Genomic DNA, 14,369 nt, shown 5'->3' on the forward strand with positions numbered 1-14,369 from the left:
AGGAGACTGAGGTGATGGTGTATGGAAGATACGCCTGTACAACAACCGGCGGCAGTACTTATGCTGCAAGGGACGGCATCGGATGTAGGGAAAAGCGTGATTACAACGGCGCTGTGCCGTGTATTCAAGCAGGATGGCTTCAAGCCTGCCCCGTTCAAGTCACAGAACATGGCACTGAATTCCTACGTAACGGAAGACGGCAAGGAGATTGGCCGGGCCCAAGGCGCGCAGGCAGAAGCCTGTGGTATTGAAGCAACGACGGATATGAATCCGATCCTCATCAAGCCGGTGCGCGATATGCATTCGCAGATCGTGGTACACGGTGTACCTTTTGCCCAGATGAGCGCATCAGATTATCGGCAGAAGTTCCTGCCCGAAGCGAAGCAGACGGTCATGGATGCGCTGAACCGGTTGCGGGACACCTATGATGTGGTGCTGATGGAAGGAGCAGGCAGTCCTGCGGAGATTAATCTGAAAGACCGGGATATCGTCAACATGAATCTGGCAGGTTGGGCCGATGCTCCAGTCATTCTGATCTCGGATATTGATCGGGGCGGCGTATTTGCTTCTATTGTCGGCACTCTGGAGCTGCTAGAGCCACACGAGGTGAAGCGTGTAAAAGGTTTTATCATCAACAAGTTTCGCGGCGATCTGTCCCTGTTGCAGCCCGGACTAGACTGGCTCGAAGAACGGACAGGCATTCCAGTATTAGGTGTATTACCTTACATAAGAGATATTCAGATTGAAGCAGAGGATTCAGTGGTTCTGGACTCCATGCGTCATGGAAAATCCGGCAAGACAGAGTTGGATCTGGCGGTGATCCGATATCCGCGAATTTCCAACTTTACAGACTTCGATGCACTTTCCCGTGAACCGGATGTGAATGTGCGTTACGTGACTTCGCCAGAGGAATTGGGAAGTCCTGATGCCATTCTTCTACCGGGTACGAAGGATACGATAGGTGATCTGGCTTTCCTGCGTGAGTCTGGACTGGAGCAAGCGATTGCCAGCCAGACCGAACGTGATAACGTTCAGCTCGTAGGGATATGTGGCGGATACCAGATGCTTGGGAGACATCTGAAGGACCCGTTTGCAGTGGAGGCGAATCAGATCCAGGAAGCGAAGGGACTCGGTTGGCTCCCGCTATCGACAACATTTCTTCAGGAAAAGCAGACGGTGAGGGCTTCTGGACGGGTGCAACTTCAGAATCCGATTCGTCTGTATGGTGAACCAGATGTGAAAGCATCTCCACTACCTATTAATGGATATGAGATTCATATGGGTGTTACGGAGTGCCACGAACCTGAACATGTAACCGCACTATTTGAAATCTCCCATCCAGGTGGTGAAGCATTCCATGAAGGCTGGGGCACAGTGGATGGCAGCGTATGGGGAACCTATCTGCATGGTTTGTTTGAAAGTGATCAATTCCGACGTTCGTGGCTTAATGGTTTGCGTGAAGGAAAGGGACTAGCTCCACTTCAAGAGACATATAGTGCACATGAACGTAAAGAGATGGAGTTCGATCGGGTAGCCGAATCATTGCGGTCCTCATTGGATATGAAGCGTGTGTACGAGATTATGGGTGTTCAGGCACCGGAGTAAGTTGTTATACATAAATACCCCCATGTCCGACAACCCGTTTTCTAGAAACGGAATGTTAGCGGCATGGGGGTATTGCATATCCTATGACTAAATGGGGTTTAAAACAGGGAATGATGGGTTAATGGTATACCTGTTAGTTTATTTTGAAATTCTTCATGGCGGATTGCAGTTCTACAGCTTGTTCATGCAGATGTCGTACCGTATTCGAATGTGAATCCATCTCGCTGAGCTGAAGATCTGCTGTTGAAGCAATCTGTAGCATGCTCTCACGGGATTTGGACGTAATCTGTGCCGTTTCTTCAACAGACGCACTCACTTCTTCTGCACCAGCGGATACTTGTTGCGTAGAAGCCGAGACAGTCTGGATGGTCAGGTTGACGTTCTGAATCAGTTCATTCAGTTGCTGGAAGGCTGAACCTGCCTGTTGAACGACAGTCGTACCTGAACCAATCTCCTTGGTTACGCGGTTCATGGCGTCAACCGAGCGTTCAGCGTCTTCACGAATGGTACCCAGATAATCCGAAATTTCCTCGGTGGCTGTCTTGGATTGCTCCGCAAGTTTGCGAACTTCTCCAGCAACGACAGCGAATCCGCGTCCGTGCTCTCCAGCACGTGCTGCTTCAATGGAGGCGTTGAGTGACAGCATGTTAATCTGTTTGGTAATTTCAAAAATGGAAGCAACAATGGTGCCGATGGCTACTGAACGTTCATTCATGGTCTCAACATACCGCAACGATTCGCTTGCTGTCTGACCTACACGTTCCATCTGCTCCACGGCATTCTGAGCCAGTCGGTTACCATTAACCGCCTCATTGGCTGCTTCGCCAATTTGCTCAGACACTTCAGCAGAAGAAGAAGCGATATGCATGATACCCTGCGTAATTTCTTCCATGGCTCTGGCGTTCTCGGATGCACTGGAAGCAATACTGATGCTGCCTTTTTCTGCATCTTCAGCAGAGCGGCTGGAATTACGAACCATACCGGACATCGATTCAACCCGCTGAAGCAGGTCATTGGAGCCTGCCACAACTTCATCGGACGTGGACAAGGCACGGCTAATCATTTCTTTCAGGTTATGCGTCATCGTCTGGAAGCTTGCGGCAAGCTGGGCAATTTCATCTTTACCTTTGATCTCTAGCTCAGCGGTCAGATCGCCTTGGGATATTTGTTTGCTATGTTGAACGAGCTTGATGATGGGTTTGGTTACTCTTTTGATCATACTAGTTGAGATAAGCCAGCCGAGCACGAAGACTAATGCTGTAATTCCAAGACATAACCAGAAGACCTGAGTAATCTTGTCTTGAATGAACTGGGCGTCCATGCTTACAGCCATAATCATATTACTTCCTGCGATTGGCATAAAGGCTGCTTTATGTACACCGAAGGAATCGGAGTAGACCTCGCTGATTACCATTTGTTTGTTCTCGATCGCTGCATTCATTGTGGGTTCTACATTAATCTCATCTTGGGCTTTCATGCCTGAGGAAGAGTTGGCAACCACCACTTTGGCTGATCCATCTTGAATGGCAACAATGTATGCGGCATCCAGATTGTGTTCTTTTGCTTTATCTGCGAGATACGATTCTACGGTCATAGCAGCACCTTCGGAACCGGCTCCGCCACTCTGTACCTGTAGAATCTTTGAAGCAGAGGTATTCTTGTATATATCCTGAATGGACGTGTTTAGGACTTTATCGAACTGCGGGAGCACGTAACTTTGAATAATATTCATCGATACGGCATAAAAACTGATACTGAACAACAGGGAAGCAACCAGCAAGACGAGGAACAAAGTGCCTCTAATTTTACCGGCAACGGTGCGATTACGAAACATAGAATCATCCTTTCACGTCATGTTCATTAACATTGTCGCTTTTCCGTTATCATAAGACCTATATACCAATGAAGAAAGGCCTAATTTATACGTTGAGAAAACTTGGGAATAAGCGGATATACCTATATTACAGAATTAACCGGAGGTTGAATAGAACAATTTTCACGATTTGGTGTATTTTTTTCAGAAATAGATTAATCTGTTACATGCATATTACATAATATCAATTAATACCTACCAGAATAGTTTGATATATGGTATATTGTAAAATGTCTTGTTGGTCGTATAAAAAATAGAAGAGAAAATCGGATAAGTTCCGGTTACACATGTTGAGGAGGATTTATAGTAATGGATACTTTTCTAGTCATTTTGAATGTAGTGATCATGCTGGCATTTTTGGGTGTGCTCTACTGGATGCAGAAGAAACATATTTCCTTTACGAAACGCGTATTTGCGGGTTTGGGTATGGGGGTTGTATACGGTGTAATTCTTCAATTGATCTATGCATCCGGCTCTGATGTCATCACGAAGTCGGTCGATTGGTTCAATCTGGTTGGTTCAGGATATGTTCGTTTGTTACAAATGGTCGTGATTCCATTGATTATGGTATCGATCATCTCGGCTATTATGAATCTGAAAGGCAAGCAAAACCTCGGTAAAATGAGTGTCTCCATTATTGCGATCCTGTTGATCACAACGGCGATTGCGGCAGGGGTCAGCATTGTAACGAGTCTTGGCTTCAACCTGACTTCTATTGAGATTGAGGGTGGAGATCGGGAGCTTGCACAAGGACAACGCATGGAGGAACGTCTTGTTGATGTACAGGATCAGACGATTCCACAGCAAGTGCTGGAATTCATTCCTTCGAATCCATTTGCGGATATGACTGGAGAACGTCGTACATCTACGCTGGCGGTTGTTATTTTCTCCGCGTTCATCGGTGTGGCTGTACTTGGATTGGATCGCAAAAAACCACAGCAGGCGGAAACATTCCGAGGCATGGTTAATGCGGTATATGCGGTAGTTATGCGGATTGTAACGTTGGTACTTCGATTGACGCCATACGGTATCTTGGCCCTGATTACGAAGGTAACGGCGACCACGAATCCAGACGAGATTCTGAAGTTGATCAAATTCGTTGTCGCATCCTATGTAGCGTTGCTCGTTATGTTCATCATTCACTTGATTATCATTGCGCTGTCGGGCTTCAACCCACTGACGTATCTGAAAAAGGTTCTGCCAACACTGGTATTTGCCTTTACGTCCCGTTCAAGTGCGGCAGCCATTCCGCTGAATGTAGAGACACAGACGAAGAAATTGGGCGTATCGGACGGAATTGCGAACCTGTCTGCAAGCTTTGGTGCTACGATTGGGCAAAACGGCTGCGCCGGGATCTATCCGGCCATGCTGGCGGTGATGATTGCTCCAACGGTCGGAATTGATCCGCTGAGCTGGGACTTCATTGTGACCTTGATCCTCGTAGTTATGATCAGTTCATTCGGCGTAGCTGGAGTAGGCGGCGGGGCAACCTTCGCTTCCCTGATCGTATTGTCCACGATGAACCTGCCGGTAGCCTTGGCAGGATTGCTGATTTCCGTTGAACCGCTGATCGACATGGGTCGTACAGCATTGAACGTGAACGGGTCCATGACTTCTGGACTTGTAACCAGCAAAATTTTGAAAGAAAATGATCAAGACACCTTCAATGATCAAAGCCGTGAACTGGATTCAGCTGTTCAGGTGTAATACAGAATGGATCAGGTAGAGGCTCATATAAGAGCCAAAGCCATCTACAGTTCAAGCAAGTAAAGCCGTCCTTCGGAGAAATCCGGAAGGCGGTTTTTTTTGTAGCAATCGCACCATACCTGTGCTCGGTGTGCGAAGTCGTCTACTTTTTGTTACACGTGGTAAGAGAGATGGAGGTAGGAAAAACGGAGTATGGTCGAGAGAGACAAAGGAGTTATATAAAAGGGACTGGGAGTCACTGTAGGTAGGCTTGGGGTTATTTAGTGCTGTTCAAGGGACGAGAAATGTGGTAGAGTATTCATGTTTTGGCCCTGAGCCAAACCGCGGTTCGTAACCATCCCGCGTAATCAAAACTAGGAAGGCAGTGTATGTATTTATGTTTAATTTAGGGTGGGGAGCGGTATTCGTTCTCGTAACTTATGGATTTTTCCTATTGTGTTACCGCTTGTTCGGTAAAAAAGGTCTCTATGCCTGGATTGGTGTGGCTACGGTTATAGCCAACATTCAGGTGACCAAAACGATAGATATCATGGGAATTGTACTGACGTTAGGCAACACGATGTATGTCAGCATGTACCTGACCAGTGACCTTCTCAATGAGAAGTATGGATCGGGTGAAGCGCGGAAGGCCGTATGGTTCGGATTCTTTACGTTAATCATGACGACGGTTCTGATGCAGATGGTGTTGTACTTTGACCCGGCACCGACGGACTTTGCACAGGATTCGATGAAAACATTGTTCGGTCTGCTGCCACGTCTGGCACTCGGAAGTCTGACCGCGTATTTCATCAGTCAGTTCCTGGATGTGCGACTGTTCAGCTGGTTACGCAAGGTAGCACCTGGACGTAATCAATTGTGGATTCGTACCAATGGTAGTTCGATCATTAGCTCATTTGTAGATACACTGGTGTTCTGCACGATCGCGTTTGCGTTCATCTACCCTTGGGACATCTGGCTGGAAATCTTCCTGACTACGTATGTCATCAAATTCGTACTGACTGCGGTCGGAACACCGTTTCTGTATGCTGCACGTAATTTCAAGTTTAAGGATGAAGCTTAGACAATATTCAAAAAGTATCACTTAAAATCACCCTCTGCGCAGTCAATTGTAATTCGGACTCTGCAAGAGGGTTTTTTCATAGAAAAGACCCGAAACAAGAAAAATACTTTTTACATTTTTATGAAAAAGTTATAATATAAACGACCTGTCGTTATGAGCGTGTATCATTAGCAACGATGATTTCAACCAAAGGGGAATCGCACATGTACTCTACACTGCGTTATAAACTGGAAAGCAATGGAACAACCTATGAGAATGATAACATTAATGCCTCGTTATTGGTGGAGTTGATCACCAATCTGGAATTGCAGGAATACGTAGTACTTGGACCTTCGGAGCTGGTGGAGGGAAGTATGTATATGCAGGCTGCTGCGCTTGAGGAACCAGGGCAGATGGTGGCGGAGATTCGTTTGCAGGAAGGTGAGGACGGTTTCCGGCATTACAGCTACAGCACAGCAGATACGACTGTGATTATTCAATGGTTTCTGGATTACTGGGGGAAGCAACAGCTGCCACAGCTGGAATCCTGGCATGATATCACGCATGAGTTTGATTAATGGTAAATGAGTGAGCAGGAATAAGATCACGTAGAATGCAGACGGAGTAATGTAGGATATGCTTCGTATTAATTAAAATCCCGCGACCCATGATATTATGGGTTTGCGGGATTTTGTTTTTGACATAGATCCAATTGGATTAGTCGGTAAGGATTTGCAGCTCTTTAGGATATGTTGTCAGAACTTCGACACCCGTCTCGGTCACAATTACATCATCCTCGATGCGGACGCCGCCTGCTGCGGTATATATGCCTGGTTCAATCGTGAATACGGTACCTTCATTCAGGATGTCCATGTTTTCTCCATGGAGGGAAGGATACTCATGCACGTCGATACCCAATCCGTGGCCTACTCTGTGCATGAAGCGCTCGCCGTATCCCGCTTCTTCCGTGACCTGGCGTGCTGCACGATCCACTTCGGCGCAGGTGATGCCTGGTTTCACGACTTGGATAGCAGCTTCGTTCGCTGCGAGCACAGTGTTATAGATGGTTTTGAGTTCAGGTGAGATGTCACCAAAGGCAAATGTGCGTGTGATATCCGAAGCATATCCTCCAGCGTACACACCCATATCGAACATCAATAGGTCACCATGTTGCAGTTTCCGTTCACCTGGTGTACCGTGTGGCAGACCTGTTTTGGGTCCGGTGAGCACCATGGTATCAAAGGAAGGGCCATCCGCGCCCAGTTTCTTCATCTGGTACTCCATCTCGGCGACAAGCTCAATCTCGGTTACGCCTGTGCGAACGTGAGAGAGGCCTTGACGCAGTGTTTCTTCGATCAGATAAATAGCGTGGCGAATGCGGGCTACCTCATCTGGTGTTTTTTTCACACGCAATGTGCGAAGCAAGGGGCCGACATCTTCAAAGCTGGCGGCACCCAGCGCGGCGGTCAGCTGCTCATAACGTGAGACGGTCACGTATTCTTTTTCGAGACCTACTCGGCCCAGACGGCCTTGATAACGTTCGAACAAAGCGTACGGATTATCCGTATCCGTATGAGTGGCAATGTTGGATACCGAGGAAGCGGCTGCGGCAGCTTCAGCGTCCAGAGCGGGTACGATCAACAAGGGTTCTTCGCCACGTGCGAGAACTAGGCCAAGGAAACGTTCATGCGGATTGCTCGCGAAGCCAGTTAAATAGTAGATATGTTTCGGATCTGTGATCAGCATGGCGTCCAATCCTTGCCCGGACAGATCGTCTTCAAGACGAGATAAAGGGTTTTGATTCATAAGTGTAGTTGTCCACCTTTCCATTCATACTATCCTTCTATTATAAAAGATTATGGTGGAATTCCAAACTACAGTGATTCCATGCCTTTCGAATCCCTTGAATTCGCCGTTTGAGTGGCTGGTATGAAGGGTAATACAGGGCGAAACCGCTTTACAGAATAATAATAGCACCACAACTATAGAGAACAATACGTTGAAGCTTGGCTTACTTATTTTATACGAAAAACGATATGAGAAGGGAGATGTAATCATGAATAATCGAGTAACCGTTCCACTGTATGCTTCATTATTAAGTGTGGCCCTGTTAACAGCGTCATGCTCTTCAGGTGATCCCTCTACAGGAGGAACAGAGCAGACGTCTCAGGGGCAGGGAACAGGTCAGGGACAGACAGCCAATGGAGGCAATGGCAGTACGAGTGGAAACGAGAGTGGAGCGCAGGGAGAGACGGTTATTCCGTATCAGGCTTCCGTTCTAGTTGAAGGATTGAATGCACCATGGGAGATTGTGAGTGTGCCTGATGGTCGGATGTTTGTAACGGAGCGCCCTGGTGCAATTCGGATTATTGAGGATGGAAAACTTGCTCCTGAACCACTGATTGAATTCTCAGCCCCATTTAATGAAGAAGGCGAAGGAGGTCTGTTGGGTCTTGCAGCTGATCCGGACTTCGAGGATAACGGTTATCTATATGCGTACCACTCCTATCTGGAAGGCGATGATATTGCGAATCGGGTGTTACGCCTCAAGGTGAATGATGGCAAAGCGGTCATAGATCAAGAGTTGCTTGGTAACATTCCAGGCGGAACGAATCATAACGGTGGGCGGATCAAGATTGGCCCAGACAAGTTGCTCTATATTACGACAGGTGAGCGCTATGAACCGGAACTGTCACAGAACGAAGATAGCCTTGGGGGTAAAATATTGCGGATTGGTCTCGATGGATCGATCCCTGCAGACAACCCATGGCCGAATTCGCCTGTATACAGTATGGGACACCGGAACGCACAGGGACTGGCCTGGAATCCGGACAACGGTTATCTCTATTCTACCGAGCATGGTCAGCGGAATCATGATGAGATTAACCGGATTGTGGCCGGGAAGAATTATGGCTGGCCCGAGGTAGAAGGAGACGATGATGACAATGGCGCATATCAGGCTCCGCTTGCACATAGTGGGAATGATACGTGGGCGCCGTCTGGTGTAGCTTATGTTGAAGAAGGACCATGGGCCGGATCACTGATTGCCGCGAATCTGCGTGGAGAGCAGTTGCTGAAGGTTACTCTGTCGGAAGATGGTACACAAGTTAAACAGGTGGAACCAATCTTCGAAGATGAGTGGGGCCGGATTCGTAATGTGAGTGCTGGTGAGGACGGAAAGTTATACGTGCTTACGAACAATCGGGATGGGCGGGGATCGCCACGTGATGGGGATGATAAGCTGATTGTGCTTACTCCGGAGAGCTGAGTCAGGAGTAAGGGGAAAGATAGCGTGCACATGTCGTGATGCAATATAAAATGCTGCGTGTATACCGTACGCAATAGGAGCTACCATACGGTCAACACCAGTGCAGTAGTAGAAGTGCGTGGTTAATTAATTAAAGGAGCTGTCCCGTCAAGTTCATGACATATGGGACAGCTCCTTGATTATAATGTATGTGTCATCCTAATTCTGAATGCGGTACAACGCATAGTGCCGCACTAGTAGAAACAGCGTTAATAGGATGCTTGTGTCATTTCAAAAACACTCACAAGTCCGCGTTCGTTACTTACTCTGCGCTCTCCTTCGCAAGTGTGGCAATGCGCTGAGCGGGATCATTCGTGTACTCTCCACCGTGATAACAGAGAACCTTATTGAGCTTAAGGTTGGTCAGTTTCTGCAGGCTTCGCAGCGCTTCAGGCATGTCCGGTGTCGCGGGTGGCGCAGGGCCAACCAGTTCATCATCAACCACACGAAGTTCATCGGCAGCGAGCAGGAACTGTTGCTCTCCGAAATACAGGCTGATATGACCTGGGGTATGTCCCGGTGTATGAATGACCTGTGTACCGCCTTGAAGGGGCAACAGATCTCCGTCCGCCAGCGTTCTGCTGATGTTCACTTCCGGCAGCTGCAAGAGCAGTTGGTCTGCCAGTGCCAAAACGGGTGCGGGCAGCAAAGCACGACGTTCAGGCGTGAATTTGATCAAAGGTTTCTCACCAGTTAGATACGGAATTTCATCGGCATGTGCCCAGATTTCCAGATCAGGGATGGCATCCAGAAGAGCGCCTAGGTTACCGATATGGTCGATGTCCTGATGGGTAATAATCACACGTTTGACGTCCGAGAGCTGTACATCCTCTTGTTCCAGTGCGGATTGAAGTTCTGCAAATTGTCCAATCATGCCCGTATCTACCAGGGTAACGCCATCTTCGTCATGAAGCATGACGAAGATGGCGTTACCCTGAAGGTGTAGGAATATGAAGATGTAGTGCAGTAATCGAAGTTGTTGGATGGCTCATGGTTATCCGGACCGTAGTCCGGTACACCTCCTTTTCTTTTTTAGCGATGATTGTTGTTATTCAGGGCGATTATATTTCAAGTGTTTTCTATATTTTTTTACCGTATGGAGTAGCGCTTCGAACGTTTCTTCTTCATTACTGCCGTCTTTAACGATGGATACAAACGAGAAATTATCATGAACGAGCTTGTTTCTCGTCTGAAACACCTGACTAAGGGACTCAGCGAATTGTTCTTTTTCGGATTCAAGGGCAATGAATTCTTTACTAAGTTCGGCCTGGATGATCTCCATATTGGAACGCGCACGGTAGGCAGGAGTTTTCATCAGCTGGGTCGAATTAAACTTTTTCTGATATACCTGTCTATACAATTGATTTAACATTTGTTCAGTAATGGCGCATAGTTCGATGACCAGTGAAGCATATCTTCGGTTTTTGCGTTTTCGGGTGAGCTCACGTGTTTCTTCGTCGTCCAAGATACCGTATTTTTCATACAGCGTAGAGTCATCTTTCTGCAAGATCTCCTGATATTCCTGTTCGAGTAGTGCGATTTCAAGTTTGGCTTGTCGTTTAACTTTTTTAAAATCTTCTTTGGTCAGCATACTTGTCCTCCCATGGAAACCGAGATGTGATCCTATCATTATCTCATATTGTACGCTGTAGCGCCTCTAATTTCGGAACCTCAGGTTCAGAAGGGAATTACCTCATGTCCATTCAGACAGCAATTGTAACAGGAGCTAACTCAGGTATGGGTTTGGCAACTACCATTGAACTTGCAAGGCAAGGATATCGCGTAATTATGGCATGCCGCAGTGAGAAGCGCGGACAGGAGGCACTTCAGGAAGCTGTGCGTCAGTCCGGCTCTTCTGCAATTGAATTGATGCTGTGTGATCTTGGTTCACTCGAAAGCATACGCCAGTTTGCCCGCACATTCCGTGAGCGCCATGATCGCCTGGACGTTCTGGTTAATAATGCCGGGGTGGTTATGGTCAAGCGGAAGGAAACTTCAGACGGGTTCGAACAGAGTATCGGTATTAACCATCTGGGTCATTTCCTGTTGACCTTACTTTTGATAGAACCTCTGAAAGCCGCGAAGCAGGGACGGGTTGTGAACGTTTCGTCAGGTGCGTACAAGGCCGGCAAAATCCACTTTGAAGATCCACATCTGCACAAAGGTTATAATCCGATCAAAAGCTATGCTCAATCCAAATTGGCTAACGTGCTGTTCACTCGTGCACTGGCTCGAAAACTGTCAGGTACGTCTGTCACAGTGAACTGTCTACACCCTGGTGCGGTGGGAACGAGTATTGGCGTAGATCGTAATACCGGATTCGGCACACGCATTATGGCTTTTGTAGGCAAGCTTCCATTCTTTCTGTCGCCTGAAGAAGGGGCGCGAACGGCTGTTTATCTGGCCACAAGCCCTGAAGTTGTCGGCATCACCGGGCGTTACTACTATCAACAGAAAGAGCAGCAGCTGAAGAAACATGCCGTTGATGATGCTTCAGCTGAGCGTTTCTGGACGTGGAGCGAAGAACAGGTGGGGCTAAAGCCTGACGAGAAGTTGTAATTCAGCACAAGCTGATGAGTGACCCATGAATAGAGTCGTTACATCTTTTATACTTTTGCCTTCACAGCTTGCTGGATCATTTCAATAACAGCTTCAATACGTTGGATGCCTTGATCTCCCTGACCGTATGCACGGACAGAGGCGGATGAGGCATTTTTCTCATTCTCACCAAGTACGAGCGAATAAGGCACTTTTTCCATCTGGGCTTCACGGATTTTGTACCCGAGCTTCTCGCTGCGCAGATCTGTTTCTACCCGAATGCCCGCAGCCCGGAGCTGGCTCTGTACTTGGAGCGCATAGTTTGCATAATGATCTGATACAGGTAGGAGTTTCACTTGTACAGGTGCAAGCCAAAGTGGGAACGCTCCTGCATAGTGTTCAGTCAGGATGCCGATGAAACGATCGATGGAACCGTAGATGGCACGATGGATCACGACAGGACGGTGTTTCAGACTATCTTCGCCAATGTAAGTGAGGTCGAACTTCTCCGGCATTTGAAAATCAAGTTGGATTGTTCCGCACTGCCAGCTGCGTTTCAGCGCATCGAGGATATGAAAGTCAATTTTCGGTCCATAAAAAGCACCGTCTCCTTCGTTAATGCGATATTCCACGCCTCGACGATCCAGTACATTTTGCAATGCGCGTTCCGCCTGATCCCACAGCTCTTCTGATCCCATGGAATCTTCCGGACGAGTGGACAACTCAATCTTATATTCGAATCCGAAGATATCGTACATACGTCCGATCAGTGAGATCGCCTGATTAATCTCGTCCTCGATCTGTTCTGGCATGACGTAGAGATGCGCATCATCCTGGCAGAACGTCCGTACACGCATCATGCCGTTCAGGGCACCTGAGAATTCATGACGGTGAACCTGACCGAATTCCATCATGCGAATCGGCAATTCGCGGTAGGAATGGAGTGTATTTTTGAAGATCAGCATGTGCCCAGGACAGTTCATCGGTTTCAGTGCAAAAGTCGCATCGTCCACTTCCGAGAAATACATATTGTCCTTGTAATGCTCCCAGTGACCGGATTGCTCCCACAGCCGGTTGTTCATCATGAGAGGAGTCCGAACTTCCTGATAACCTTCCTGCAATTGCAACTCACGGGAGAACTGCTCCAGTTCAGTGCGAACAGTCATACCTTTGGGCAGATAGAAGGGCATGCCGGGCGCTTCTTCGGAGAACATGAACAGTTCAAGCTCTTTGCCAAGTTTACGGTGATCCCGTTTTTTCGCTTCTTCGAGCATGTGCAGGTGTTCATCCAGTTGGGCTTTGTTCGGGAAAGCAGTGCCGTAGATGCGTTGCAGCATCTTATTATCCGAGTTACCCCGCCAGTACGCACCAGCGACATTCAGCAGTTTGAATGCTTTAATCCGACCAGTGGATGGAAGGTGGGGACCACGACACAGATCAAAGAACTCTCCTTGATCATAGATCGAAAGCTCGGCGTCCTCGGGTAAATCCCGAATAAGTTCAAGCTTGTAGGGGTCCTGGATTTCTCCAAAGATGCGGAGGGCTTCCTCCCGGCTAACCACTCGGCGACTGATCTTTTCATTTTCCTGAATGATTTTGTTCATTTCCCGCTCGATGGCAGCCAGATCGCTAATGGACAAGGCATGCTCCAGATCAACATCGTAATAAAAGCCCTCTTCAATGACTGGGCCGATACCCAGTTTCACTTGTTCCGCGCCGTATATGCGTTTGAGCGCCTGTGCCAGCACATGTGCTGCGCTATGACGGTAACGATACAGGCCTTCCACACTGTCCAAAGTAACGATGACGAGTTCGCAATCCTGCTCAAGCACCCAATCAAGATCGACATTCTGACCATCTACAATACCGCCAATGGCTTGTTTTCCAAGACTTGTGCTGATGGACGAGGCGACCGCACCTACAGTGATGCCTGCTTCGTAAGAACGTATCGCGCCACCTTGCAGACGGACCTCAATGGAATGACTGGATTGTTGCAGATCGTTTGCTTGGCTGTCTAATTCGTTACCTGATTTGTTGCTTGCTGAGTTACTGTTTTCTTGTTTGCTCATGTGAACCACTCTCCATTTCTTAAAATGAAAGCGCAAAAAACACCCGTCCCGGAGAAGGGACGAGTGCGCTTGGCTCGTGGTTCCACCCTAATTTGGTTATGGTGCACCCTGATCTCGACCAGCCGCCGTGAACAGGAAACATCATAACCCTCATTGGAATCCGTTATCGGGGATCAGGCGGTGAACTCTACTGGCAGCATGCCAAACATCCGAGGGAAGTTCGAAATGCTG

General features: G+C 47.9%; 11 protein-coding genes. 6 read left to right on the plus strand and 5 right to left on the minus strand.

Annotation, left to right across the window (positions count from 1 at the left end; all coding sequences use genetic code 11):
• The first annotated feature begins 21 nt into the window (after positions 1–21).
• Positions 22–1,605 (plus strand): cobyric acid synthase, encoded by a 1,584-nt coding sequence (locus MHI06_RS07330; protein ID WP_340400984.1) that lies wholly within the window; start codon positions 22–24, stop codon positions 1,603–1,605.
• A 133-nt stretch (positions 1,606–1,738) separates the two neighbouring features.
• On the opposite strand, the gene MHI06_RS07335 is transcribed toward MHI06_RS07330, so the two are convergent.
• Positions 1,739–3,439 carry a methyl-accepting chemotaxis protein gene (locus MHI06_RS07335; RefSeq protein WP_340400985.1) on the minus strand — a complete coding sequence of 567 codons (1,701 nt, stop codon included), beginning with the start codon at positions 3,437–3,439 and terminating at the stop codon, positions 1,739–1,741.
• Between the two features lie 348 nt (positions 3,440–3,787).
• Between MHI06_RS07335 and MHI06_RS07340 the strand changes: the two genes are divergently transcribed.
• The 3 genes from MHI06_RS07340 to MHI06_RS07350 all read left to right on the plus strand — a co-directional run bounded on the left by MHI06_RS07340 (position 3,788) and on the right by MHI06_RS07350 (position 6,802).
• The gene (locus MHI06_RS07340) at positions 3,788–5,185 is read left to right on the plus strand and encodes an L-cystine transporter (protein ID WP_169479091.1); all 1,398 of its coding nucleotides are present in this window, start codon (positions 3,788–3,790) and stop codon (positions 5,183–5,185) included.
• 376 nt (positions 5,186–5,561) lie between these two features.
• Positions 5,562–6,245 (plus strand): queuosine precursor transporter, encoded by a 684-nt coding sequence (locus MHI06_RS07345; RefSeq protein WP_340400986.1) that lies wholly within the window; start codon positions 5,562–5,564, stop codon positions 6,243–6,245.
• Between the two features lie 203 nt (positions 6,246–6,448).
• Entirely contained in the window at positions 6,449–6,802 is a 354-nt protein-coding gene (locus MHI06_RS07350; protein WP_340400987.1) for a hypothetical protein, read from the plus strand.
• A 139-nt stretch (positions 6,803–6,941) separates the two neighbouring features.
• On the opposite strand, the gene MHI06_RS07355 is transcribed toward MHI06_RS07350, so the two are convergent.
• Complete coding sequence (locus MHI06_RS07355) at positions 6,942–8,030, minus strand: Xaa-Pro peptidase family protein (protein ID WP_340400988.1); 1,089 nt, start codon at positions 8,028–8,030, stop codon at positions 6,942–6,944.
• A gap of 250 nt (positions 8,031–8,280) precedes the next feature.
• Here MHI06_RS07355 and MHI06_RS07360 point away from each other — a divergent pair, with 250 nt between their 5' ends.
• Positions 8,281–9,492, plus strand: a complete 1,212-nt coding sequence (locus MHI06_RS07360) for a PQQ-dependent sugar dehydrogenase (protein ID WP_340400989.1) — start codon at positions 8,281–8,283, stop codon at positions 9,490–9,492.
• 301 nt (positions 9,493–9,793) lie between these two features.
• Here the strand turns inward: MHI06_RS07360 and MHI06_RS07365 are convergent, their stop codons facing one another.
• Entirely contained in the window at positions 9,794–10,447 is a 654-nt protein-coding gene (locus MHI06_RS07365; protein WP_340400990.1) for an MBL fold metallo-hydrolase, read from the minus strand.
• A 132-nt stretch (positions 10,448–10,579) separates the two neighbouring features.
• Positions 10,580–11,122, minus strand: coding sequence for a hypothetical protein (locus tag MHI06_RS07370; protein ID WP_340400991.1), 543 nt, complete (start codon positions 11,120–11,122; stop codon positions 10,580–10,582).
• 104 nt (positions 11,123–11,226) lie between these two features.
• Between MHI06_RS07370 and MHI06_RS07375 the strand changes: the two genes are divergently transcribed.
• Positions 11,227–12,090 carry an SDR family oxidoreductase gene (locus MHI06_RS07375; protein WP_340400992.1) on the plus strand — a complete coding sequence of 288 codons (864 nt, stop codon included), beginning with the start codon at positions 11,227–11,229 and terminating at the stop codon, positions 12,088–12,090.
• Between the two features lie 47 nt (positions 12,091–12,137).
• On the opposite strand, the gene thrS is transcribed toward MHI06_RS07375, so the two are convergent.
• Positions 12,138–14,138 (minus strand): threonine--tRNA ligase, encoded by a 2,001-nt coding sequence (thrS, locus tag MHI06_RS07380; RefSeq protein WP_340400993.1) that lies wholly within the window; start codon positions 14,136–14,138, stop codon positions 12,138–12,140.
• Between the last annotated feature and the right edge of the window lie 231 nt (positions 14,139–14,369).

Origin of the sequence: Paenibacillus sp. FSL H8-0079 (assembly GCF_037991315.1) — a bacterium.
Taxonomy (GTDB): Bacteria; Bacillota; Bacilli; order Paenibacillales; family Paenibacillaceae; genus Paenibacillus.

What these genes read in the sequence shown, in the direction of transcription:
- MHI06_RS07360 (WP_340400989.1), top strand. Translation starts at nt 8,281, where the DNA reads ATGAATAATCGAGTAACCGTTCCACTGTATGCTTCATTATTAAGTGTG.
- MHI06_RS07375 (WP_340400992.1), top strand. Translation starts at nt 11,227, where the DNA reads ATGTCCATTCAGACAGCAATTGTAACAGGAGCTAACTCAGGTATGGGT.
- MHI06_RS07340 (WP_169479091.1), top strand. Translation starts at nt 3,788, where the DNA reads ATGGATACTTTTCTAGTCATTTTGAATGTAGTGATCATGCTGGCATTT.
- MHI06_RS07350 (WP_340400987.1), top strand. Translation starts at nt 6,449, where the DNA reads ATGTACTCTACACTGCGTTATAAACTGGAAAGCAATGGAACAACCTAT.
- MHI06_RS07355 (WP_340400988.1), bottom strand. Translation starts at nt 8,030, where the DNA reads ATGAATCAAAACCCTTTATCTCGTCTTGAAGACGATCTGTCCGGGCAA.
- MHI06_RS07335 (WP_340400985.1), bottom strand. Translation starts at nt 3,439, where the DNA reads ATGTTTCGTAATCGCACCGTTGCCGGTAAAATTAGAGGCACTTTGTTC.
- MHI06_RS07370 (WP_340400991.1), bottom strand. Translation starts at nt 11,122, where the DNA reads ATGCTGACCAAAGAAGATTTTAAAAAAGTTAAACGACAAGCCAAACTT.
- thrS (WP_340400993.1), bottom strand. Translation starts at nt 14,138, where the DNA reads ATGAGCAAACAAGAAAACAGTAACTCAGCAAGCAACAAATCAGGTAAC.
- MHI06_RS07330 (WP_340400984.1), top strand. Translation starts at nt 22, where the DNA reads ATGGAAGATACGCCTGTACAACAACCGGCGGCAGTACTTATGCTGCAA.
- MHI06_RS07365 (WP_340400990.1), bottom strand. Translation starts at nt 10,447, where the DNA reads ATGCTTCATGACGAAGATGGCGTTACCCTGGTAGATACGGGCATGATT.
- MHI06_RS07345 (WP_340400986.1), top strand. Translation starts at nt 5,562, where the DNA reads ATGTTTAATTTAGGGTGGGGAGCGGTATTCGTTCTCGTAACTTATGGA.